Source organism: Streptomyces sp. AM8-1-1, assembly GCF_032229325.1.
Classification (GTDB): domain Bacteria; phylum Actinomycetota; class Actinomycetes; order Streptomycetales; family Streptomycetaceae; genus Streptomyces; species Streptomyces achmelvichensis.
Genome location: NZ_CP135086.1, coordinates 4004737 through 4026943, shown reverse-complemented (window position 1 = coordinate 4026943; position 22207 = coordinate 4004737). Strand labels below are relative to the sequence as shown.

The following is a 22207-nucleotide window of genomic DNA, read 5'->3' as shown; positions in this document are numbered from 1 at the left end:
ACACCGCATCGGATGCGAGCCCGGCGCCTGGAGGGTGAGGTGAGCGGGCACTGCCTCGCCCGCGCTGCCCGCGTCGGGTCCTGCCGGCTCAGAGCAGCCAGTCGACGGGGCGCCCCGGGCGGTAGGAGCAGTACGAGCCCGTCGTGACCGACTCCCGCAGGTGCGCGGCCAGTTCGGGGTGGAGGGCGTCCAGTTTGCGGAGGGTGTCGCGGATGCGGGCCGTGACCGTCTTGCGGGCGCGTTCCGCCTCGTCGTCGAGCCGGCGGGTCCGGCCGCCCAGGCCGGCCGCCGTGCGCAACTCGTCGAGCAGCGCGGCCCGTTCGCGGCCGAACTCCTCTGCCCTGCGGTCGTCGCCCAGCTCCGCCGCCCGGTCGATCTCCTCGTCGAGGCGCTCCAGCCGCCGCCGGTAGCGGATCTTGGCCTCCTCGTCGAGAACCGGGTCCCCGCCGAAGCGGCGGGCGGCGATCACCGCTTCACCGCCCTCGGGGTCGAGCAGGACCACCGCTGACAGGTCGTCGCCCGCATGCGTCAGCAGGGTGTGCAGATCGCGTAGCCCCTTGGCGTCGGGGACATGGACACCGCGGCCCGCGAAGTCGAGGGCCCACACGGCGCCGTCGCGGCGGAAGCGCTGCCGGGCGGCGTGGGGCTGGAGGGCCTGGGCCGCGAGTTCGGGGGAGACGGCGCCCACTCCGGCGTAGGCGTCGGCCGCCCGGCCGTACGCGGTCAGTTCGTCTGCGTCCTCGGTGGGCGGGGCGTCCGCGACCGCGCGCGGCGGGACCCCGTCCAGCAAGTACGTCAGCCCCAGCTCCTCGGCCTCGCGCCGGGTCGACACGGCGAGCTCCGCCGTGTCGCCGCCCGGGCCCAGCAGATCCAGCAGCGCCGCCCGCGCCCGCACCGACCAGGGTCTCGCCCGCAGCCGGTCCGCCGAGGTGTACGCGGCGGTCAGCGCGGCCACCGCCTCCTCCCGTCGTCCGCGCGCCGCGTCGAGCATCCCCAGCCAGAGGTCCACGGGCCCGCTGATGTCGCAGCCGTACAGCGAGACGACCCACTGGCCCGCATACGGCGCGAGCGCGGCCCTGGCCTCGTCGATCCGTGCCGGGTCACCGGACGCCGCGGCCGCGTGCGCGCGCAGCCGCATCCACAGCGGTGCGAAGATCCGGGGCACCGCCTCGGGCCGGGCCGCGATCTCGTCCACGAACCGCAGCGCCACCGCCGTACGGCCCTGCTCGATCGCGGTGAGCCCCGCCAGCAGCGGCGGATGCGGATGCCCTTGGTCGGTGAGCGTCCCGACCACGGCCTCCGCCTCGTCGAACCGGCCCTGGAGCAGGAACAGCGCCCAGTGCATATGGGCGGCCATGAAGGCGAACGGCGGATGCTCGTGCTGCAGCCCGATCGCGGCCGAGAGCAGATCGGCCGCCTCGGTGAACCGCCCGCCCAGCGCGGCGATGAGGGACTGGTCGATGGCCATGCCCAGCTCGAACCTGCGCAGCCCCGCCCGCTCGGCCAGGGTGGTGAAGACGCGCAACTGGTCGAGGTAGCGCGGGTCGCCGAGCTCCAGGAGCGTCACCCAGCGCATCGCGGCCGCGTGCATCTCCATGTCGCGGTTGCCCGTGCGGCGGGCGACCTCGCCCATCTCCGCGGTGAGCACGAGGCGTTCCTCGGAGGTGCCGAGCCCCCAGATCGAGTCGTGCCGCGCCCACAGGGAGAACGCGAGGGCCTCGTCGTCCTCACCGCGCCGCGCCAGCGCCGTGGTCCGCACGGCCAGGTCCTGGGCGATCCGCTCCGGCGTCAGGCCGGCCAGTTCCTCGCCGCTGCCGCCGGCCAGCGCGCGGTACGCCTCGCGCAGCAGCTCGGCGCCCGACGCCTCCTGGCCCAGCACGCCCCCGTGCTGATGGAGGGTGATGGCCACGCGGGCGAGCACCTCGGGGTCGTCCACCGCGCGGGCCAGATCGACGGCGAGGTCGAGGAAGCGCCGGCCCTCGGCCTCGTCGCCGTAGTGCCGCAGTTCGCCGCCGAGGTCGAGGGCGACCAGGGCGGCCCTGCGCCGGTCGTCGCCGGCGGCCTCCAGGGCCCGCCGGTAGTGCCCGACGGCCTCTTCGCCGGACAGCCTGCTGGAGGCGTCCCGCGCCGCGGCGAGCAGCAGATCGACCCGCCGGTCCCGCTCCAGCTCCTCGCCGGCCAGATAGGCGTGCCGTGCCAGATCCGCCGGGAAGACCTTCTCGCTGAGGCCGGGGGTGCGGTCCAGGGCCCGTACGACGCCGGCGTGCCGCTCCCGGGTCCGCTGCTCGTCGAGCGCCTCGTACAGCGTCTCGCGGACAAGGTCGTGGGCGAAGGCGAACCGGCCGCCGCTGCGCACGGTCACCAGCCGGGCCGTCACCGCCCGGTCCAGCAGCCGGTCCACGTGCGGGACGGGGGATGAGGCGGCCGCCGCGAGCACCTGGCGGTGGAACTCCCGGCCCAGCACGGCCGCGGTGTCCAGCAGCGTGCTCACCGGCTCGGGCAGCAGCGCCAGCCGCCGCCGCACCGCCTCGCGCACCCCCGGCGCGACGGTGGTGACCGGGCTGCCGCTGTGCCAGATCCGCGCGGTCTGCTCGACGAAGAAGGGGTTGCCGCCGGTACGGCGGTGGACCTCCTCGACGAGGTCCGGCTCCGGCTCCACACCGGCGGTCAGCGCGATGAGCGCGCCCACCTCGTCGCGCTGGAGGCCGGTCAGGGTCACGGTCGCGGCGGCGCGGGCCGCCAGCGGGGCGATGAGCTGCCGCAGCGGGTGGTCGGGCGCCTCCACCTCGACGTCGCGATAGGTGCCGACCAGCAGCAGCCGCTCGAACCAGGCGTGCTGGGCGGCGAATTCGAGCAGTCTCAGCGAGGCCGGATCGGCCCAGTGCAGATCGTCGAGCACGACCACCAGCGGCCGTTTCTGCGAGACGGTGACCAGGGCGGTCGTCACCGCGTCGTACAGCTGGAAGCTCTCGCCGCCGTCGCCCTCGCCGGGCTCCTCGCCGAGCAGGACGGCGAGCCGCCCGCCCGCCGCCTTACCGGCCTCGGCCCACTCCGCCTCGTCGACACCCCGGCGCAGACCGCGCACGACCTGGACCCACGGCCAGTACCCAGGGGCGCTGTCGGAGTCCCAGCAGGAGCCGCCCAGCACCAGGGCACCGCGCCGGCGCGCCTCGTCGGCGGCGTCGGTGACCAGCGACGTCTTGCCGATACCGGCCTCGCCGGTGACCAGCACCAGGCCCCCATGGCTGTCCGTCGCCCGGCCGATCTCCGTCCGGAGGACGCCTGCGGGGTGGTCGCGCCCGATGAGAGCAGGGGTCATGCCGAAACCATAGGAGGCGGCACTGACAACCCGCACGCGAGAAGGCGCGCGGGTCGTCCCGGCCGGCGGCCGCCCGGTTAAGGCCCGGCGGCAGCCCCGGCGCCTCCTCGGTCCCGGGGCCTCTCGGTCCCGGTGCAGGCCCCGGCCCCGGTCCAGGCCCCGCTCAGGTCAGGCCAGGCCTCAGGCGAACGGCAGCGACAGCACCGGTTCCGTCTTCTTCCCGGCCGTCCTTCCCGACGCCGTCGCCATGAACTCCGCCAGGTCCCGCCCCGCGCGCCCGATCCGCTCGGGCAGCGTGTCCGTGAGCGCGTCGCCCGTGCCCCCCCAGTCCTCCGAGGCCGCGTAGACGGCGGTCGGCACGACCAGCGCCCGCAGATGGGCGAAGAGCGGACGCATCGCGTGCTCCGGCACCAGCGAGTGGCGTGACGTACCGCCGGTCGCCCCGATCAGTACCGGCGTGCCGGCCAGCGCTCCGACCTCGACGAGGTCGAAGAACGACTTGAAGAGTCCGCTGTAGGAGGCGGCGAAGACGGGGGAGACGACGATCAGGCCGTCCGCCTCCGTCACCGCGTCGAGCGCCTCGCCGAGCGCGGGCGAAGGGAAGCCCGTCACCAGGTGGTTGGCGATCGGAACGGCCAGCTCGCGCAGCTCGACCACGCGCACCTCCACCTCCCGGTCACCGTCCCGCTCGCCGAGGGAGCCGCGTACGGCCTCGGTGAGCCGGTCGGCGAGGAGCCGGGTCGACGAGGGCACGCTCAGACCGGCGGAGACGGCCACCAGTTTCAGCGCCTGCTCGCTCATGCCGCCTCCTTCGCGGTCTCGTTCGTGTTGTTGTTCTCCGTCGTCGCGTCCTCGCTCCGGGCAGCGGCGACGGCCGGGTGCAGCGGGGCGCTCTCCGGCACACCGGCCGGCCGCAGCGCGGCGAACTCCTTGCGCAGCACCGGGACGACCTCCTCGCCGAGGATGTCGAGCTGTTCGAGGACCGTCTTCAGCGGCAGACCCGCGTGGTCCATCAGGAACAGCTGGCGCTGATAGTCACCGACCGCGTCCCGGAAGCCGAGCGTGCGCTCGATGACCTGCTGCGGCGATCCGACGGTCAGCGGGGTCTGCTCGGTGAAGTCCTCCAGCGAGGGCCCGTGTCCGTAGACCGGCGCGTTGTCGAAGTAGGGCCGGAACTCCCTGACCGCGTCCTGCGAGTTCTTCCGCATGAACACCTGGCCGCCGAGCCCGACGATGGCCTGCTCGGCCGTGCCGTGGCCGTAGTGGGCGTAGCGCTGCCGGTAGAGGCCGACCATCTTCTTCGTGTGGGACATCGGCCAGAAGATGTTGTTGTGGAAGAAGCCGTCGCCGTAGTACGCGGCCTGTTCCGCGATCTCGGGGGAGCGGATGGAGCCGTGCCAGACGAACGGCGGGACGCCGTCCAGCGGGCGCGGGGTGGCCGTGAACGACTGGAGCGGAGTGCGGAACTTCCCTTCCCAGTCGACCACGTCCTCCCTCCACAGCCTGTGGAGGAGCGCGTAGTTCTCCACGGCGAGCGGTATGCCCTGGCGGATGTCCTTGCCGAACCAGGGGTACACCGGCCCGGTGTTGCCGCGGCCCATCATCAGGTCGACCCGGCCGTCCGCGAGGTGCTGGAGGTACGCGTAGTCCTCGGCGATCTTCACCGGGTCGTTGGTGGTGATCAGCGTGGTCGAGGTGGACAGGATCAGGTTCTCGGTGCGGGCCGCGATGTGCCCGAGGAGGGTCGTCGGGGAGGACGGGACGAAGGGCGGGTTGTGGTGCTCGCCGGTGGCGAAGACGTCGAGGCCGACCTCCTCCGCCTTGCGGGCGATGGCGACCGTCGCCTTGATCCGCTCGTGCTCGCTCGGCGTACGGCCGTTGGTCGGGTCGGTCGTGACATCGCCGACGGTGAAGATGCCGAACTGCATGTGAGCCCACCTCTCGGGTCCGGTTGGTTGAATGTTGAACCAAACCCTACAACGGGGACCCCGTCCTCCCTATTCCGGGTCGTCGGCGGGTGCCTCAGCCCAGACCCGCGGCGCGGGGGAACAGCTGGCGGAAGGCATCGGCGGACTCCGAGCCCGAGCGCCCGAACGGTGCGTCGAAGTCCCACACCAGGAAGAGCAGGAACGCGATCAGCGCGCTGAACAGACCGGCGAGCAGCAGCTCGCGGTAGGAGCGGCCGATCTGCATGGTGAAGATCAGTCCGACGGTCACCAGGGCGCCGGTGATCAGGCCGAACCACACCACGCCCGGCAGGGTCGCGCCGGCGTTCGACTCCCGGGCGTTGCGCGCGTCGTCGGCGACCGCCACCTGGTCGAGCATCGGCTGGTACGCCTGGGCCTCCAGCTCTCCCACGGGCACGCGCCTGGCGATGTCCGAGCGCACCACGTCGAGCAGCTCGCCGCCCCGCCCGGTCTGCTCCTGGCCGTCGATCATCCTCGGCCACTCCTGGTGGACGACGTGCGCGACGTACCGGTCGATGTCCGAGTGGAGCTTGCGCTGAACGTCGGGCGGGTAGACCTCGGCGCGCTGGGTGACCTCGTACAGGGCCTGCGCCTCACGGCGTACGTCGTCCTGCGCGGCGCTGCGTGCCTCCCACACACCGGCGATGGCGAGGCCCAGCACGATGGCGTACACGACGCCGACCATCATCGTCATGTACTCGAGGACGTCGGGGGTCTCGGCGGGCTCCACGCCCGTTTCCTCGGCGTCGTGCCGCCGGCGCTGGAGGAGAAGGGTGGCGATGAGGACGACGGCGCAGGCGGCGGCCATCGCGATGGCCAGGACCAGCCATTCCGACATGGGCTCACTCCGAAAGATGTGGTGGTGCGGTCGGTGGGGTGTCGCTCAGGCGCGGCCGCGCCCCGGCCGCAGCAGGGCCGCGGCGAGCACGGCCGGTGTCGTGGTGACGAGCACCAGGACGACGAGGGGCATCCCCTCGCGCTCCGGCCTACCGGGCAACGGCCGGTGGTTGCGTACGGTCACGGCCTGCGGCGGAGCGGCGGGCGGACCGGCCGCGGGAGGCGGCGGTACGACGGCCGGCTCGGTCTCGGGAACGACCGGCGCGGGCGGCCGCGGAGCCGGCGGTACGGGTGAGGGTTCGGGCGCCGGAGGCGGCTGCGTCGGGCGCGGCTGCGTCGGCGCGGGGGTCGTCGGCGCGGGCGGTTCCGGCACCGGCGGCGGGCTGCTGGGCGGCGGCGGGCTCGGGGGCTCGCTCGGCGGCGGCTCGGTGGGCGGCGGTTCGGGCGGACACGGCTCGGGCGGCGGTGGCGGGCAGTGCGTGAAGAGGTCCACGGACACGTCCACGTCGACCGACACATCCACCAGGAGGTCGCCGGCTCCGGGCCGGCCCCCGACGGACACCTGCACCGACGCGCAGACGAGACCAGGCAGATGGAGGGCCCATGTGCCGTGCGGGGGCAGGGGCGCCACGCTCACGGTGCCGGCGAAGAGGGCGCCGAAGGAGGGGACGACGGTGCCGGGGTCCGGCAGGACCGGGCCGATGGGTGTCGCCGCCGGAGCGGGGCTCGGCCGGTCGTGACCGGAGCCGGCCGCGCCCGCAACCGCGCTCGTCGGTGCGCCACCAGCCGCGCCCGCACCTGTGCCTGCGCCTGCGCCTGCGCCCGCACCTGAGTCCGCACCTGCGTCCGGGACGGGGTCGTGCGCCCGAGACGCCGGGGCCGGATCCCGCTCGGCCGGGACCGCGCCCGCGTCCTCCCGGGCCGGCCCCTTGTGCTCGCTCTCACGGCCCGGCGGCGCACCGCCCTCGTCGTCGCTGTCGGCCTCACCGTCGGCCTCGCGAACCAGGCCGGGCTCAGGGCCGGTTTCGGGTTCCGCGCCCGCCCGGGACGCCGAGCTCGCCTCCGGCCTCGGCTCCTGATCCGGCGGGGCCGGACCGGGCCGCGGCTCGGCCGGGTCGGAATCCCCCGTGGCCGGCTCGGCCTCGGCCCGGGAGACGGACGCGGCCGGAGCCGGCTCGTCCGTCACTCCTGCCGCTACTGCCCCGATCCCCTGCGAGCCGAGAATCGCAACGATCCCCAGTGCACTCAACTGCTCCCATCCCGCCACATCGGCACGTTATGGGTGAAGGCAGGGCAGAGGGGACCACTTTCACACGGATAGGTGAATCATCCGGTTGTCGGACCGGCTTCTCCGTGACGGTGCCCACAAGGTTTTGCACCTTGTTGCAAAACAAGGGTCCGGAGGCTAGAACTGAAAGCCACGACCCGTCCCGTGGAGGCCCCGATGAGCCAGCCGAGCACCGGCCCGTACCCCCATCTCCTGAGCCCGCTCGACCTCGGGTTCACCACGCTTCCCAATCGCGTGCTGATGGGCTCGATGCATGTCGGCCTCGAAGAGGCGGAGAACGGGTTCGAGCGCATGGCCGCCTTCTACGCGGCCCGCGCCCGCGGTGGCGTGGGGCTCATCGTCACCGGCGGCATCGCGCCCAACGACCGCGGCCGGCCGTACGAGGGCGGCGCCAAGCTCACCACCGAGGCCGAGGCGGCCCAGCACCGCACCGTCACCGACGCGGTGCACGCCGAGGGCGGCCGGATCGCGCTCCAGATCCTGCACTTCGGCCGGTACGCCTACCACGCCGACCTCGTCGCCCCCAGCGCGCTCCAGGCCCCCATCAGCCCGTTCGTGCCGCACGCCCTCACCGACGAGGAGATCGAGGAGACGATCGAGGACTTCGTGCGCACCGCCGCGCTCGCGCGGTCCGCCGGCTACGACGGCGTCGAGATCATGGGCTCCGAGGGCTACTTCATCAACGAGTTCATCGCGAGCGCCACCAACCACCGCACCGACCGCTGGGGCGGCTCGTACGAGAACCGCATCCGGCTGCCGCTGGAGATCGTCCGGCGTACCCGCGAGCGGGTCGGACCCGACTTCATCCTGATCTACCGGCTCTCCATGCTCGACCTGGTTCCCGGCGGCTCCACGCTGGAGGAGGTCGTCACGCTCGCCCAGGAGATCGAGGCGGCCGGCGTGACCATCATCAACACCGGCATCGGCTGGCATGAGGCCCGTATCCCCACCATCGCGACCTCCGTGCCGCGCGGCGCCTACAGCTGGGTCACGAGCCGGCTGATGGGGTCCGTGTCCGTGCCGCTCATCACCAGCAACCGCATCAACACCCCCGAGGTCGCCGAGCGGCTGCTCGCCGAGGGCCGCGCGGACATGGTGTCGCTGGCGCGGCCCTTCCTCGCCGATCCCGAGTTCGTGGCCAAGGCGCAGGCCGGCCGCGCGGAGTCGATCAACACCTGCATCGGCTGCAACCAGGCCTGCCTGGACCACACGTTCAGCGGGAAGCTCACCTCCTGCCTGGTCAATCCGCGTGCCTGCCACGAGACCGAGCTGGTGCTCTTCCCCACCCGGCTGCGCAAGCGCGTCGCCGTCGTGGGCGCCGGGCCCGCCGGTCTCGCGTGCGCGGTCTCGGCCGCCGAACGCGGGCACACCGTCACGCTCTTCGACGGCGCCGACGAGATCGGCGGACAGCTGAACATCGCCAAGCGGATCCCGGGCAAGGAGGAGTTCGACGAGACGCTGCGCTACTTCCGCAACCAGCTGGAGACACACGGTGTGGAGGTCCGCCTGGGTGCCCGCGTCAGTGCCGACACCTTCGCGGCGGACGAGTACGACGAGATCGTCGTCGCCACCGGAGTGACGCCGAGGACCCCCGAGATCCCGGGCGTCGACCACCCGAGCGTCGTCAGCTACCTCGACGTCCTGCGCGACGGCGCACCCGTCGGCGAGCGCGTCGCGGTCATCGGCGCCGGCGGCATCGGCTTCGACGTGGCGGAGTTCCTCACCGACGACGGCGAGGGCGCGAGCCTGGACGCGGGGACGTACTTCCGCCAGTGGGGCGTCGACACCGAGTACCAGGGGCGCGGCGGCCTCACCGAGGCGAAGCGCACCGCACCCGCCCGGGCCGTGCATCTGCTCCAGCGCAAGACCGGCAAGGTCGGCGCCGGCCTCGGCAAGACGACGGGCTGGATCCACCGCACGGAGCTCAAGCACCGCGGGGTGACGATGACCCCCGGCGCGACGTACGAGCGCATCGACGACGAGGGGCTGCACCTCACGGTCGACGGCACGGCCACCGTCCTGCCGGTCGACACCGTGGTGCTGTGCGCGGGCCAGGAGCCGCAGCGCGGACTGTTCGACGAACTGGCCGCGGCCGGCCGCTCGGTCCATCTCATCGGCGGCGCCGATGTGGCCGCCGAGCTGGACGCGAAGCGCGCCATCGACCAGGGCACCCGCCTCGCGGCCGCGCTGTGACGGCCCGCCGCGGGCGCACGGACAGCTCCCCGGGCGGTGCCCGCTGCGTCCTGCCTGTTCCGCCTGTTCCGCTGTGGTCCTCGGGCGGCCGACGGCGCTTTCCGGACACTCCCTAGGATCGGGCCATGTCGCTCCCGCACGCCATCCTCACGGCCCTGCTCGAAAAGCCCTCGTCGGGCCTGGAGCTGACCCGCCGCTTCGACAAGTCGATCGGCTACTTCTGGTCGGCCACCCATCAGCAGATCTACCGCGAGCTGGGCAAGCTGGAGCAGGCGGGCCAGATCCGGGCGCTGCCGTCCGCGCAGCCGACGCGGGGTCAGAAGAAGGAGTACGAGGTGCTGCCCGCGGGCCGCGCCGAGCTGGCCTCCTGGGTGGCGCGGCCGGAGGACCCGAGGCCGGTCCGCGACCCGCTGCTGCTGCGGCTGCGGGCCGCGGGCGTGGTGGGCGGCGCCGGGCTGCGGGAGGAGCTGGAGCGCCATCTCGCCCTGCACCAGCGGCAGCTGGAGCAGTACCGCGAGATCGAGGAGCGCGACTTCGCGCCGGAGCGGACCGTCACCGAACAGGACGCGCTGCGCCACATGGTGCTGCGCGGGGGCATCGAGCTGGAGTCGTTCTGGACGAAGTGGCTCACCGAGACCCTGGCGGCGCTCCCCGCCACGCCCTGAACCCGGCGGGTCCCGGCCGCTACGCGGGGCCGCCCGTGCTCGTCGAAGGGCGCCGAAGGCCTTCGCACCCCGTAGCACGGGCGTGCGACCTTTCGACTCCCATCGAAAAGCTCGCGCCGGCGGGGCCTGTCCGATGAGAATCGCGATCAGGCGGACCGGACCGGGCTCCGTTCCCGGCAGGGCTACGGGGGTGGCCTGCCGAGAACGGAGCAGTCCGGGATGCGGGAGCTGACGGGCCGTGAGACGGTCGCCGGGTGATGGATGCCCTGATCGTCGCCATGGTCGCCGCCTGCTCGGCCGGCGCACTCGCCCTGCTGGTCACCTCGGCCCTCGGCCTGGCACGCGCCGGCCGTGGCGATCCCTCCGGCGAGGCGCGTGCCGTGACGCTCGCGCTGTACGGCTGTGCGGTCGCGATCGCGACCCTCGGGATGTTCGTCACGCTCCTGTGAGCGGCCGTTGACCGGGCCGGCTCACAGCCAGCCGTTGCGGCGGAAACTACGGTGGATCACCAGACAGGCGACCACCATGACGGCCATCACCACCGGATAGCCGAAGGGCGAGCGCAGCCCCGGCATGTGCTCGAAGTTCATTCCGTACGCACCGCACACCATCGTCGGCACGGCCACGATCGCCGCCCATGCGGTGATCTTCCGCATGTCCTCGTTCTGGGCGACGGTCACCTGCGCCAGGTGTGCCTGGAGGATCGAGTCGAGCAGGGCGTCGTAGGAGATGATCTGCTCGTTGATCCGGGCCAGATGGTCGACGAGGTCGCGGAAGTACGGCTGTATCTCGGGTCCGACCGGCGGCAGAGGTGTGGTCGCCAGGGTCCACATCGGCCTGTCCAGCGGCGCGACGGCCCGCTTGAGCTCCAGCAGTTCGCGCTTGAGCTGGTAGATCCGCCCGGGGTCGGCCCGCCCCGCCGACGTGTCGAAGACGGTGCTCTCGACGTCGTCGACATCGGTCTGCACGGCCTCGGCGACGACGAGGTAGTCGTCGACGATCCGGTCGGCTATCGCGTGCAGCACGGCGGCCGGTCCCTTGGACAACTGCTCGGTGTCCCCTTCGAGGGCCTCGCGGAGCGGGCCGAGCGAGCCGTGCCTGCCGTGCCGGACGGTGATGACGAAGTTCGACCCGGTGAAGACCATGAGGTCGCCGGTGTCCACGACCTCGCTGGAGCACGTGAGTTCCTCGTGCTCGACGTAGCGGCAGGTCTTGAAGACGGCGAACAGCGTGCCGTTGCGGGTGCCGTCCCCTTCGTACCGCTGGAGCTTGGGCCGCTGGTGCGCGTGCACCGCGTCCGCCACGGCCAGCGGGTGCAGCGCGAAGAGCTCCGCGAGTCCGGCGAACTCGGCCGCCGTGGGCTCGTGGAGCCCGATCCAGACGAAGCGGCCCTCGTGCTTGCGGACCTGGCGCAGGGCGTCCTCGGCGGAGGCGTGGCCCGACAGCCGCATCCCGTCCTCGTAGACCACGCAGTTGACGACCGAGCTGCCGAGCGGCGACCTTGCCGGGTGGCTGAGGTCGACGCGGGGTTGGTGCGCACGCCCCACGGCACGGCGCAGGGTGCGGATCATCGGCACGGCGGAGCTCCTTCGAACGACCGCCGGTCAGTGTGCCACCCGAGCCTGTCCGCTGTCGTCGGCGCAGGTGGGGGCTTCGGTGGCGGGGCGGTCGCGCGGCGCTTCCTTCCCCGCGTGTTCGAGGGCCGCGCGCAGGACGTAAGACTTTCGTCACCGGCCCATGGCCACCGTCGCGGCTCGTGCTGCCGTTGAATGCCGTGGAGGGCCGAGCGGATCCCGACGGGGGACGACGCCGGACACGCGACGGGGAGTGGATCACATGCGGGCGATGCTGCGACGGCCGGTGGTCGTCGGACTGCTGCTTCTGGGACTGGCCGCGGGCGCCGTCGGTGCCGTGTGGTTCCAGCCGTGGAAGCTGTGGGTGGACGAGACCGTAAGCGAGGACCTGCCGGCGGCGGCCCCCGCCGGGGTGCCGGAGCAGGACGCCGCCGACTCCCCGCCGCAGGCCGGGCCCCGCACGCTGGCCACCGGCGAACTGATCAGCCACGAGCACCGGACGACCGGCACGGTGAAGATCGTGCGGCTGGCCGACGGCTCGCACGTGCTCCGGCTGGAGAACCTCGACACCAGCAACGGGCCCGATCTGCGCGTCCTGCTGGCGGACGCTCCGGTCAAGGAGGGCACGGCCGGGTGGCGTGTCTTCGACGACGGCAAGCACACGGCACTCGGCAAGCTGAAGGGCAACAAGGGCGACCAGAACTATGCGCTGCCGCGAGGCGTCGATCCGGCCGACTACAGCAGTGTGAGCATCTGGTGCGACCGTTTCGACGTCTCCTTCGGGGCCGCGGAGCTCGCTCCCGTATGACCCGGCCGGTCAGCCGGTGACCCGAACCACGCCGGTCAGCCGGCGTTGGAGGCGCTGAGCCCGGCGGACAGTGTCATGGCCTCGCCGTTGAGGAATCCGCCGGAGTCCGCGAGCAGAAGGAGTACCGCCGCGGTGACGTCCTCGGGTTCCATCAGCCCGGGCCCTTGACCCTCCAGCACCGGAAGGACGTCTTCTCGCGCCGGGTCGTCCAGGTCGGGACGCAGCAGCCGGTACGTGGCCCGGTTGTGGATCATCGTCGTGTTCACCCCGGCGGGCAGGACCGCGTTCACGGTGATGCCGTGCTCGGCCACCTCCAGCGCCAGGGACTTCACCAGCCCGATGACGCCCCACTTGGCCGCCGCGTAGTGCGCGCTGTTCTTCGCGCCCATCCGGGCGACGACGGAGGAGGTGGCGACGATCCGGCCGTAGCCCTGCTCGATCATGTGCGGCACGACCGCGCGGAACGAGTGGAAGACGCCGGTCAGATTGACGTCGATCATCTCCTGCCACTGGAGGGCGTCCATCGAGGCGAGGGGGGAGGCGGACGCGATCCCGGCGTTGGCCAGCAGGAAGTCGATACGGCCGAACTCCTCCAGTGCCCGTGCCGCGACGTTCTCCATCTCCTGGAGACTGCGGACGTCTCCCATCAGGGCGACGCAGCGCCGGCCGGTCGACTCCACCAGGTCGACCGTGCGGGCCAGTTCGGCCTCGCTGCCCAGCGGATAGGGAACGCTCTCCAGCTCCCCGGCGATGTCGCACGTCACGATGTCGGCGCCTTCACGCGCCAGGGCCACGGCATGCGCCCGTCCCTGTCCCCGCGCGCCACCGGTGATCAACGCGACCTTGCCGTCGAACTTCCCCACTGCGTGTGCCTCCTCGACGCGAGCCTGTCCGGACCGAACCTATGGTCGGAACCGGCGCGCCACCAGACGGCATCCGAGGGTGTCCGCGGTACCGCCGGCGTGCTTTTCATCGCTGGACCGACCTCGAGGGACCCTCGTTTCAGTAATTCCTGAAATGACAGCGGCAGAAGCGGACGCCTCCTTACCGGTGGCAAGCATTCCGCCCAGGAATGGCAGATGATCACCGCCCACGCGCCGTCCGGAATCGGCGCGCTCGGCCACCGCGTACATGCGTCCCTCGCCCCGGCCTCCTGGTCGCACCGCTCTGAACTGCTGTTTCTCCTCACAGGGGCGGGAGTTGGCGCCGCTGTCCGGCATGAACCGGCCACCTCCGTGGCAGGCACCTTCATGCCAGGCAGGTTCCTGGTCTGGCCGAAAGCAGACAACAGTACGGGGTCGGTGATTTCCTCTAGCTACGCAGTCGAAAGGCCCCCGGGCCGGACGGCCGCCGGACAACTTCTTCCGAATGGAAACACTGCCGCATTCGTATCCACCGCACGAATGGAGACGATCAATGTCACGTGTAACCCGCTGTACCGCCGCCGCTTCCGTCATAGCCGCCACCGTTCTCGGCTCGCTGCTCTTCTCCTCGCCGGCGCAGGCCGCCGGGCAGCAGGGGCCGGCCGCGTCGGTGCAGATCTCCCAGACGCCCAGCGGCGAGGACGACTTCGTCTGGCCGCAGCCGAAGACCGAGCCCGGCACGGACGGTGCGCAGAGCGCCCGCGGCGGCGACCGGACGGCGGCCAAGGACGGCAAGGACGACTTCGTGTGGCCGCAGCCCCTGGGTGAGCCGGGCGTCCCGGACGACTTCGTCTGGCCGATCCTGGGCGAACTCCCCGACCTCCCGGGCCTCCCCGGAATCCCGGACGACTTCGTCTGGCCGACCCCGCCGAAGAGGTGACTACGTTGTCAGCACAGCAGTTCCGTCAGATCCACTCCCGCCGGGTCGCCTGCACGCCGGCCTCGAACCGGCTCGACGCGCCCAGCCGGTCCATCAGTTCGGCCACGATGCGGCGTTCGGTGCGGACCCCGATACCCAGCGCACGCGCCACCGCCTCGTCGGTGAGACCCGTGGCCAGCAGCTGGAGCAACTTGCGCTCCTGCGCGGTCAGTCCGCCGGGGTGCGAGTCCGCCGGGGTGTTGAGGGGGCTGGCATGCTCCCAGTACGCCTCGAACAGGGCGCGCATGGCGTGCACCACGGGCGGGTTGCTGAACAGCAGCGCGGACGGCTGTGCCTGTCCCGGCAGACCCGCGACGACCGCGGCCGTGGTGTCGACGATGAGCAGCCGCATCGGCAGGGTCGGCGAGGTGCGTATCTCGCTGCGGCGCTCGGCCATCCACTGAGCGTGGGCCCGGGTCACCCGGTCGTTGGCGACGCTGTCGAGATAGATGGAGCGGAATCGTACGCCCCGGGCGAGCGCTCGTTCGTTGAGCGGCCGCCCGGCCTCGATCGACTCCTCCGTCAGTGCGTTGACGGGGTGGAAGGCGAGGGACTCCACGGCACAGGACTCGGCCAGGGCTTCGAGGCGGATGCGGATGTCGTCGACGTTGTCGAGGTGTTCCGTGCCGCCGAGCGACTCGGTTCCCCCGGACGCGGTGTATTCGGCGGCGAGAGCGGCGAGAGCCGAGCGGTTCTGCTCGATCTGCTGCTGTCGCCAGGCCAGTTCGTCCTGCTCCCGCTGGAGCAGGACTTTGAGACCGAGTGCCGGGTTGACCGCCCGGAGCCTGCCCGGACTGTCCCGGGACGGTGCCAGCAGAGAGAGCTTGGACAGCCGGCCGAGTGCGGCCTCCACCTCCTCCGGAGTGCTGTCCAGAAGCTTGGCGAGCTGCACGGGGTCGTGTTCCTTGTGGAACAGGATCGCGCGATAGACGCCAAGGGTCTGTTGATCCAATGACGAAACCTCGTCCACGTGGCATTTCCCCCTTGAACCACGGTTGAACGGAACTTCACTGCGAAACAAGGGCACGCACGCGGACGTGCACCCGGTTCCCGCTCGAGCAAGTCGGCTTCACGGGCGGGCCCCATCTGTTCACACATTTGGCACGTTACCTGCTCGTCGTACCCACCGACAGGGATCTACGACTGCCGCCGGGTTCTGCCCGCGCACAGACCCCAGGAGTCCTCATGCCGTTCGCCGGGCCCCACCCTCCCGCGCCGCTCGACGGCTGCATCGTGCTCGTCGTCGACGCCACCACGGGCGCCGGCCGGATCGTGACCGCACGACTGTGTGCGGCCGGTGCCGCCGTCGCCGTCGTCGGGGCCGGACACCCCGGCCGGGGCGACGACGCGGCCACCAAGGCGGCTTTCCTGTGCAAGGAACTCGCGGACATCGATCGTGTGGCGCTGCCGTACCGGACGGACATCGACGACCTCGACATGGTGCGCGAGCTGCCGGCGCAGATCGCCGCCGACCTCGGGCCGGTCTCGACCTCGGTCGTCGTCATTCCGTCCGGCTCGGGAACGGACAGGCTCGCGGAAAGGTTTCGCGCCGCGTCCCGGGTGATCGCCGCGGCCCTCCCCGAGGGAGCCCGGCACATCGAACTCGCATCGGACACCGCCGCCGGCACCGGCCAGGACGAAGAACTGGCCCGCCGCGTGGTCGAACAGCTTCTCAGCGGAACGGACCGCCCGCCGGACGCACGGCCGTCGGCCGGGCCACCGGTCACAGCACACTGATTGTGGGGGCACAGCATGTCGATACGCGTCGTCGTCGCCGGTGATCACCAGCTCGTGCTGGAAGCGTTCGCCGAGACACTCAACGGAACGGACGGTCTGGAGGTGGTGGGCCTCGCGACCACCTTCGAGGCCGTACTGCCCACCGTCGAACGGTGCAGGCCGACCGTTCTCCTGCTCGGCGAGAGCACCATGGGCGGCAAGGCGCTGCGGATCGCGACCGACGTCCGCTCCCACCACCCCGGCTGCGGCGTCGCGTTGATGGTCGGCACGGCGACACCGGCCGTGGTGGACCGTGCGGTGGCCGCGGGCGCCCTGGGCATCGTGCCGAAGAACGGCCGGCTGCCACAGCTGATCACCACGCTGATCGGTGTCGCGGGCGGCTGTCTCACCGTCGACCCGGCCCTCATCCGGCCGCCGGTCACGGGCGACACCTCGCTCAGCATCCGCGAGCTGGACGTGCTGCGGCTGACGGCGGGCGGAGCCACCGTCAAGGAGATCGCCGGGGAGCTCTATCTGGCCTCGGGGACGGTACGCAATCTGACGTCGGCGGCCATCAAGAAACTCGGCGGGCGCAACCGCTTCGACGCCGCCCGCATCGCGGTGGAACAGGGGTGGCTGTGAGCCGGCGACGGAGGTCCGGACACGCGCCGGCCCCGGCACCAGGCGTGCCGGGGCGGGGCGTCCGGGAGCTGTTCGTCCGTCTGCACGGACTGCTGCTACTGCTCCAGGCAGAACTCGTTGATCGGGTAGCCGACATGGCGGTCGGCCGTCGGAAGATGACCGAGGATCGTGTCGCCGGGCTTCAGTTCGGTGCTGTTGAGGACCGCCGCACCGGGGCCGAGGACCCGGACGTGCCAGTCGTCCTGGAGGATCAGGTTGACGGCCTGGCCGTTGGGCGCGACCGCGTCGATCGAGATGAGCGGACGGGTCTCTATCTTGACCCGGCCGACGCTGACCGGACGCGTCTGGCCCTTGACGTCCACGGCCAGCACGGTGCTGCCGGCGTGGAGTTCGCTCAGATAGTGGGTCCGGCCGTTCTGCGAGACGGTGTACGAGTGCAGGGCGCCGGCGTTGACCCGGAACGGGCGCGTGGGCATGTACGGCAGCGGATGGGTTTCGCTGACACACAGCACCATGCCCTTGGAGTGCGACCCGACGAGGATGCCCTCGTCCTTGCGGAAGTACGTCGTGGTGTCGACGCAGGCGCGCTCGCCCATGCCGATGTGACTGGCCGCGGTGACCGTGAGCTCCACCAGCTCGATCTTCCCCGTGCGGGAAGTGGCCGCTGTGCGCAGGGCGGTGGCGTCGCCGACGGTCAGCCCCTGCATCAGGACGCCGTCCGAGCCGAGTTCGAGCACACCGAAGATGATCTCGGCCTCCTCGGGGTTCGACGCCGTGGTGACGATCGAGCCCGGGGCGCCGGTGGCGGCCGCGATGACGATCTCCAGCGGGATCTTCGTGGGGTCGCGGAAGTTGAGGATGCTCCAGTTCTCCAGGCGGGCCGCGAGGCAGGCGTCCTCGAGGGTGTCCGCGTCCACGATCTCGACGTACCGGCCGAACTCGACGTCCGGGTGGGCGGCGGCGAGGCCGGCGCGGGCGTCCCGGCCGCCGGGGACGATCACGAGGTCGGCGCCGCTGAGGTCGTCCGGGACCACGCCGTCCTCGAAGAGCAGGATCTTGCGGACCGTCGGGGGCAGGCCGGCGAAGGCGGCCGGGTCGGCTGCGACGATGCCGTCGATGCGCTGGTGCAGGGCTTCTTCGAGTACTGCCGCGGTGGCGGTGCCGGCGTTGCGGATGTCAAGCCAGCACAGTTTGGCGTCCGTCATGGTGGGGCCCTCCTGTCGTGTGGTGGATCTCGGTGTCGTCGAGGTGGTCGGGGGTCAGCCGTTCGTCGGCGAGCCGCTCGTCGTCGAGCTGCCCGGCCACGAACGGACCCGGGTGGAAGTGCTGTTCGGGGAAGTGGTGGACGAGCCGGGCGACCTTGGCGGCCAGCCGGCGCGGGTCGGGCGCCTGGAAGATGTTGCGGCCCATCGCCACCCCGCCCGCGCCGCCGGCGAGAGCGTCCCGGACGTACGCGAGGACGTCCTCCTCCCGTGCGAGGGCAGGGCCGCCCGCGACGAGAACCGGTACCGGGCAGGCGGCGGTGAGGTCGAGCATCTCCGCCGTCGACCCGAGGAAGACGGTCTTGACGAGGTCGGCCCCCAGGTCGGCGGCGATCGTCACGGCGTGCGCGACGGTCGCCGGGTCCCGGGGGTCGGTGATGCGGGGGCCGCGCGGGTACACCATGGCCAGCAGCGGGAGGTTCCAGCGGTCGCAGGCGTCCGCTATCCGCCCGAGGTCGCCGATCTGCTGGCGCTCGTCGTCGGAGCCGAGGTTGACGTGGACGCTGACCGCGTCCGCGCCGAGCCGCAGCGCCTCCTCGACCCCGGCCACGATGTACTTCGCGGTGGGGTCGAGTGCCTGACTGGTGCTCGCGTTGAGGTGGATGATCAGCGACATCGCGGCGAACCGCTCCGGACTGATGTGCCGCACACTGCCCTTGTGCACGACGACGGCGTCCGAACCGCCGGCCGCGAGCCGGCCGGCGAGCTGGTCGAGGGTGGTGCCCTTCGGCACGACCGGGCCGTCATGGATCGAGTGGTCGAGAGGGGTGATCATCAGGCCGGCCGTGCTGTGGCGATAGAGCCGTCGCAGCCGCAGTGACCGGGCGAAATGGCCGAATGTGGTCATGAAGCGCCCTTTCTTGTTCGCGGGTGGGCGTGATCGTGGGCGGTGTTCCTGAGGTCGGCTGCTCGTTCCGTCGTGGTGCACCTCCGTGGTCGGACCGGGCGCGAGGAGGCGTCCGGGTGTCGTGGGCCGGGGTGGTCATGGCGCGCAGATAGGCGCGGTCGGGTTTGCCCGAGGGGGTGAGCGGAAGCTGGGGCCACACCGAGATCCGGACGGGGGTGTGTTCCGGAGTGAGCGTCGCGGCCACGAATCCCCGGAGGTCGCAGGAGGTGCGCGGGGCGCCGTTGCGCAGCTCGACGGCGGCGTGCACCTGCTCGACGAGGTCGCTGTCGCGGACCCCGAAGACGGTGGCCTGGCGGACCTGCGGATGCCGCAGCAGGGCACCCTCGATCGCCGCCGGGTCGAGCTTGAGACCGCCGTGCTTGATCACGTCGCCGACGCGGCCGTCGAGACGCAGATAGCCGTAGCGGTCCCAGTGCCCGAGGTCGCCGGTGCGCAGCCAGCCGTCCTTGAGGGTGGCGCCGGTGAGCTCCTCGTCGTCGAGGTAACCGGCCGTCACGGTCGGCGACTTCACCCAGATCTCGCCGGTCTGCCCGCGCTCGGCCGGGACCGGACTGCCGGCCACCCGGATCTCCAGGGCCACCCACGGGAAGGGCCGGCCGACGGTGCCGAGCAGCTCGGGTTCGCGGTGGTCCAGCGGGGTCAGACAGGTGATGCCGCCCGCCTCGGTGGAGCCGTAGACCTGGATGAGGACGTCGCCGAAGATCTCGACCGCCCGCGCGACCCGGGCCGGGGCCGCGGGGGTGCCGCTGTAGGTGATGCGGCGGAGCGAGGTGAGGTCGGCCGTGGTGATGCCCGGGTGGTCGAGCAGCCGGTAGAGGTGGGGCACGGCGAGATAGACGTCGGTGACCCGGTGGTCGGTGAAGGCGCGCAGGACGGCCTCGGTCTCGAAGCCGTCGTGCAGGACCACCGTGCCGCCGGTGGACAGCACCGCGTCCGCCATCGGCGCGGTGGTGTGGCTGATGGGTGTGACGGACAACAGCGTCGCGGGTCCCCGGGGATCGAGGCCATGGGCGAGGCGGTCGACGAGTTCCTCACGGGTGCCGTAGCGCTGGGCCACCATCTTGGGGCGGCCCGTGCTGCCGCTGGTGAACTCGACGGAGGCGAGCGCCTCCGGCCGTACGGGCGGGAAGTGCGTGGGCAGGGCGGCGCGCGCCGGCGCCTCCCGGGGGATCGGCAGCACGGTCAGTCCGGGCAGCCGTCTGGCCAGCCAGCGCCCGCGCTGGGCGCTCTCCTCGTCCACCAGGAGCAGGAACGCTCCGATGTCCCGCAGCAGTTCGGTCTGGGTGGCCAGGGAGAACGTCTCGGTGTCGGTCCTCGGGTTCATCGACCGGATGTAGACGGACGTGGCCCCCAGGAGGTGGACGGCATAGCGGGCGCTGAGCATCAGGGGATGGTTCGGCCCGGTGAGCACGCCCACCGCGTCGCCGTGTCCGATGCCGCGGGCGTGCAAAACGGCTGTCGTGCCGAGGACGGAGTCGCCCAGTTCACCCGCCGCGACGGTGGTGCCCGGCCCGTGCACGACGCCACGGGCCGGATCCCGTTCCAGTGCGTCCAGGATCCGTTGCGCATAGGTGCTGTTCCGGGTGGCCATGACCCTCCAATCTTCAAAGTCGGTACATCACAGGTCGGATGAGGGATTTCGGACGGGCCCGTGCATGCGGGCCGGTCACGTGATCTTCATGTGCGCCATCATTCCCATGGCGCTGTGGTCGATCATGTGGCAGTGATAGGGAAAGACCCCGCGGTGCGAATCGAAGGTGAGCTGGAGTTTCACCGTCTGGCCTGGGAAGAGCAGCACGGTGTCCTTCCATCCGGCCTCGGCGGGATAGACCGGCTGTCCGTCGCGTTCGAGAATGCGGAACTGCACCAGATGCGTATGGAAGTTGTGCGGAATGGTCGCGCTCTTGTTGGTGACGGTCCACAGTTCCGTGGTGCCCCACCGGATCTCGGTGTCGATGCGTTTCGCGTCGAACGTCTTGCCGTTGATGTACGCCTGGTGGCCGCCGGTCTCCGGCTCGTCCATCTGGAGCTCGAAGGTGCGCTCCACGGTCGGCTTCGCCAGGGCGGGCAGGGTGGTGAGGACGTCGGGGACGCGGCTGGGGTCGGCCACCTTCTCGCCCACGTCGAAGCGCATCACCTTGCCGACCTGCTCGACCGGGCCGGGACCGATCAGGTTCTCCAGGACCAGCTGGGTGCCGGGGGCGTACTGCGCGAAGTCGATGACGAAGTCGGCGCGTTCACCGGGGGACAGGACGAGCACCGGGGCGGGCGCGGGGGCCGGCAGCAGTCCGCCGTCGGAGCCGATCTGGGTCATCTGGCTGCCGTCGGACAACCGCAGGATGAAGATGCGCAGGTTGGATGAGTTGAGCATCCGGAAGCGGTACTTGCGTCCCTGGACCTTCAGGTACGGCCAGGGCCGGCCGTTCACCATGATCGTGGTGCGGTTGAACGCGTCGTCCATCGTGTAGACCATGGCGCCCGCGTCGTCGAACTGCGCGTCCCGCAGGATCAGCGGCACCTCGTACGCACCGGACGGCAGCCCCAGGCGGTCCTCGGCCGCGTCACCGAGGAGATAGAGGCCGGACAGCCCGCGGTAGACGTGCTCGGACTCCATGTGGTGGGCGTGGTCGTGGGTCCACAGGGTCGCGCCGGGCTGCTTGTTGGCGTAGACGTACGTCCTGCTGCGCCCGGGGGCGATCGTGTCCATCATGCCGCCGTCGTGCGCGACCGGGTTGTTGCCGCCGTGCAGATGCACCGAGGTCGGCATCTCCAGCGCGTTGATCTGCTTGACCACCGCCGTGCGCCCGGAACGGGCGCGGATGGTGGGGCCGGGGAACGAGCCGTTGTAGGTGAGCACGTCCGTACGCCGGCCGGGCAGGATCTCGTGGCTGGTGCGGCTCATGGTGACCGCGTAGAAGTCGGCGGTCCCCGTCCGCAGATAGGGCTTCAGGACCTTGGGCAGGGGGAGCGGCACCGCGAAGGGGGTAACGGCCGGGGCGCCGGCCGCCGTTGCCCCCTTCGCGGTGCCGCTGGGGGTGGTGAGGGTCTGGAACACCCCGCCGGCCGCGCCGACCGCGCCGACGGCACCCGTGGTGAGACCGAGTCGTATTGCATGACGACGAGTGAGCACGAGATTTCCTTAGTGGCGAGGTGAATTCGTGCTACGAGCATGCGGCGGTACCGGTGA

Annotated in this window: 19 protein-coding genes; 7 read left to right on the top strand and 12 right to left on the bottom strand. The window is 71.6% G+C overall.

The window, feature by feature from the left end; translation table 11 throughout:
* Positions 1-88: 88 nt before the first annotated feature.
* The 5 genes from RPQ07_RS18125 to RPQ07_RS18105 all read right to left on the bottom strand — a co-directional run bounded on the left by RPQ07_RS18125 (position 89) and on the right by RPQ07_RS18105 (position 7390).
* The gene (locus RPQ07_RS18125) at positions 89-3319 is read right to left on the bottom strand and encodes an ATP-binding protein (RefSeq protein WP_313945198.1); all 3231 of its coding nucleotides are present in this window, start codon (positions 3317-3319) and stop codon (positions 89-91) included.
* A gap of 180 nt (positions 3320-3499) precedes the next feature.
* The gene (locus RPQ07_RS18120) at positions 3500-4120 is read right to left on the bottom strand and encodes an FMN reductase (RefSeq protein WP_313945197.1); all 621 of its coding nucleotides are present in this window, start codon (positions 4118-4120) and stop codon (positions 3500-3502) included.
* Positions 4117-5247, bottom strand: coding sequence for an LLM class flavin-dependent oxidoreductase (locus RPQ07_RS18115; RefSeq protein ID WP_313945196.1), 1131 nt, complete (start codon positions 5245-5247; stop codon positions 4117-4119). The genes RPQ07_RS18120 and RPQ07_RS18115 overlap by 4 nt, the downstream gene beginning before the upstream one ends.
* A 94-nt stretch (positions 5248-5341) precedes the next feature.
* Positions 5342-6124, bottom strand: a complete 783-nt coding sequence (locus RPQ07_RS18110) for a hypothetical protein (RefSeq protein ID WP_313945195.1) — start codon at positions 6122-6124, stop codon at positions 5342-5344.
* Positions 6125-6169: 45 nt separating this feature from the next.
* Complete coding sequence (locus tag RPQ07_RS18105) at positions 6170-7390, bottom strand: hypothetical protein (RefSeq protein ID WP_313945194.1); 1221 nt, start codon at positions 7388-7390, stop codon at positions 6170-6172.
* A gap of 177 nt (positions 7391-7567) precedes the next feature.
* Here RPQ07_RS18105 and RPQ07_RS18100 point away from each other — a divergent pair, with 177 nt between their 5' ends.
* The 3 genes from RPQ07_RS18100 to RPQ07_RS18090 all read left to right on the top strand — a co-directional run bounded on the left by RPQ07_RS18100 (position 7568) and on the right by RPQ07_RS18090 (position 10718).
* Positions 7568-9604, top strand: coding sequence for an NADPH-dependent 2,4-dienoyl-CoA reductase (locus RPQ07_RS18100; protein ID WP_313945193.1), 2037 nt, complete (start codon positions 7568-7570; stop codon positions 9602-9604).
* A 125-nt stretch (positions 9605-9729) separates the two neighbouring features.
* A complete protein-coding gene (locus tag RPQ07_RS18095; RefSeq protein ID WP_313945192.1) occupies positions 9730-10269 on the top strand; it encodes a PadR family transcriptional regulator in 540 nt (179 codons plus the stop codon).
* Positions 10270-10523: 254 nt separating this feature from the next.
* On the top strand, positions 10524-10718 hold the full coding sequence (locus RPQ07_RS18090; protein ID WP_413777750.1) for a hypothetical protein: 195 nt from the start codon (positions 10524-10526) through the stop codon (positions 10716-10718).
* 21 nt (positions 10719-10739) lie between these two features.
* Here RPQ07_RS18090 and RPQ07_RS18085 read toward each other — a convergent pair whose 3' ends face one another.
* Entirely contained in the window at positions 10740-11840 is a 1101-nt protein-coding gene (locus RPQ07_RS18085; RefSeq protein ID WP_313948936.1) for a magnesium and cobalt transport protein CorA, read from the bottom strand.
* 274 nt (positions 11841-12114) lie between these two features.
* On the opposite strand from RPQ07_RS18085, the gene RPQ07_RS18080 reads away from it, so the two are divergent.
* Positions 12115-12651, top strand: a complete 537-nt coding sequence (locus RPQ07_RS18080; RefSeq protein ID WP_413777841.1) for a DM13 domain-containing protein — start codon at positions 12115-12117, stop codon at positions 12649-12651.
* A 35-nt stretch (positions 12652-12686) separates the two neighbouring features.
* On the opposite strand, the gene RPQ07_RS18075 is transcribed toward RPQ07_RS18080, so the two are convergent.
* Positions 12687-13514, bottom strand: a complete 828-nt coding sequence (locus RPQ07_RS18075) for a mycofactocin-coupled SDR family oxidoreductase (protein ID WP_313945190.1) — start codon at positions 13512-13514, stop codon at positions 12687-12689.
* 553 nt (positions 13515-14067) lie between these two features.
* Between RPQ07_RS18075 and RPQ07_RS18070 the strand changes: the two genes are divergently transcribed.
* Positions 14068-14454 carry a hypothetical protein gene (locus RPQ07_RS18070; RefSeq protein ID WP_313945189.1) on the top strand — a complete coding sequence of 129 codons (387 nt, stop codon included), beginning with the start codon at positions 14068-14070 and terminating at the stop codon, positions 14452-14454.
* Positions 14455-14479: 25 nt separating this feature from the next.
* Here the strand turns inward: RPQ07_RS18070 and RPQ07_RS18065 are convergent, their stop codons facing one another.
* On the bottom strand, positions 14480-15445 hold the full coding sequence (locus tag RPQ07_RS18065) for a helix-turn-helix transcriptional regulator (protein ID WP_313945188.1): 966 nt from the start codon (positions 15443-15445) through the stop codon (positions 14480-14482).
* 233 nt (positions 15446-15678) lie between these two features.
* Here RPQ07_RS18065 and RPQ07_RS18060 point away from each other — a divergent pair, with 233 nt between their 5' ends.
* Together RPQ07_RS18060 and RPQ07_RS18055 are read left to right on the top strand one after the other, a co-directional pair.
* Positions 15679-16230, top strand: coding sequence for a hypothetical protein (locus tag RPQ07_RS18060; RefSeq protein ID WP_313945187.1), 552 nt, complete (start codon positions 15679-15681; stop codon positions 16228-16230).
* A gap of 15 nt (positions 16231-16245) precedes the next feature.
* A complete protein-coding gene (locus RPQ07_RS18055; protein WP_313945186.1) occupies positions 16246-16851 on the top strand; it encodes a response regulator transcription factor in 606 nt (201 codons plus the stop codon).
* Between the two features lie 95 nt (positions 16852-16946).
* Here the strand turns inward: RPQ07_RS18055 and RPQ07_RS18050 are convergent, their stop codons facing one another.
* The 4 genes from RPQ07_RS18050 to RPQ07_RS18035 form a co-directional block, all read right to left on the bottom strand.
* A complete protein-coding gene (locus RPQ07_RS18050; protein ID WP_313945185.1) occupies positions 16947-18056 on the bottom strand; it encodes a 3-dehydroquinate synthase II in 1110 nt (369 codons plus the stop codon).
* The gene (locus RPQ07_RS18045; protein WP_313945184.1) at positions 18028-18960 is read right to left on the bottom strand and encodes a 2-amino-3,7-dideoxy-D-threo-hept-6-ulosonate synthase; all 933 of its coding nucleotides are present in this window, start codon (positions 18958-18960) and stop codon (positions 18028-18030) included. Before RPQ07_RS18045 ends, RPQ07_RS18050 begins: the two co-directional genes overlap by 29 nt.
* The gene (locus RPQ07_RS18040; RefSeq protein ID WP_313945183.1) at positions 18857-20611 is read right to left on the bottom strand and encodes a fatty acid--CoA ligase family protein; all 1755 of its coding nucleotides are present in this window, start codon (positions 20609-20611) and stop codon (positions 18857-18859) included. The genes RPQ07_RS18045 and RPQ07_RS18040 overlap by 104 nt, the downstream gene beginning before the upstream one ends.
* 75 nt (positions 20612-20686) lie before the next feature.
* Positions 20687-22150 (bottom strand): multicopper oxidase family protein, encoded by a 1464-nt coding sequence (locus RPQ07_RS18035; protein ID WP_313945181.1) that lies wholly within the window; start codon positions 22148-22150, stop codon positions 20687-20689.
* Positions 22151-22207 lie beyond the last annotated feature (57 nt).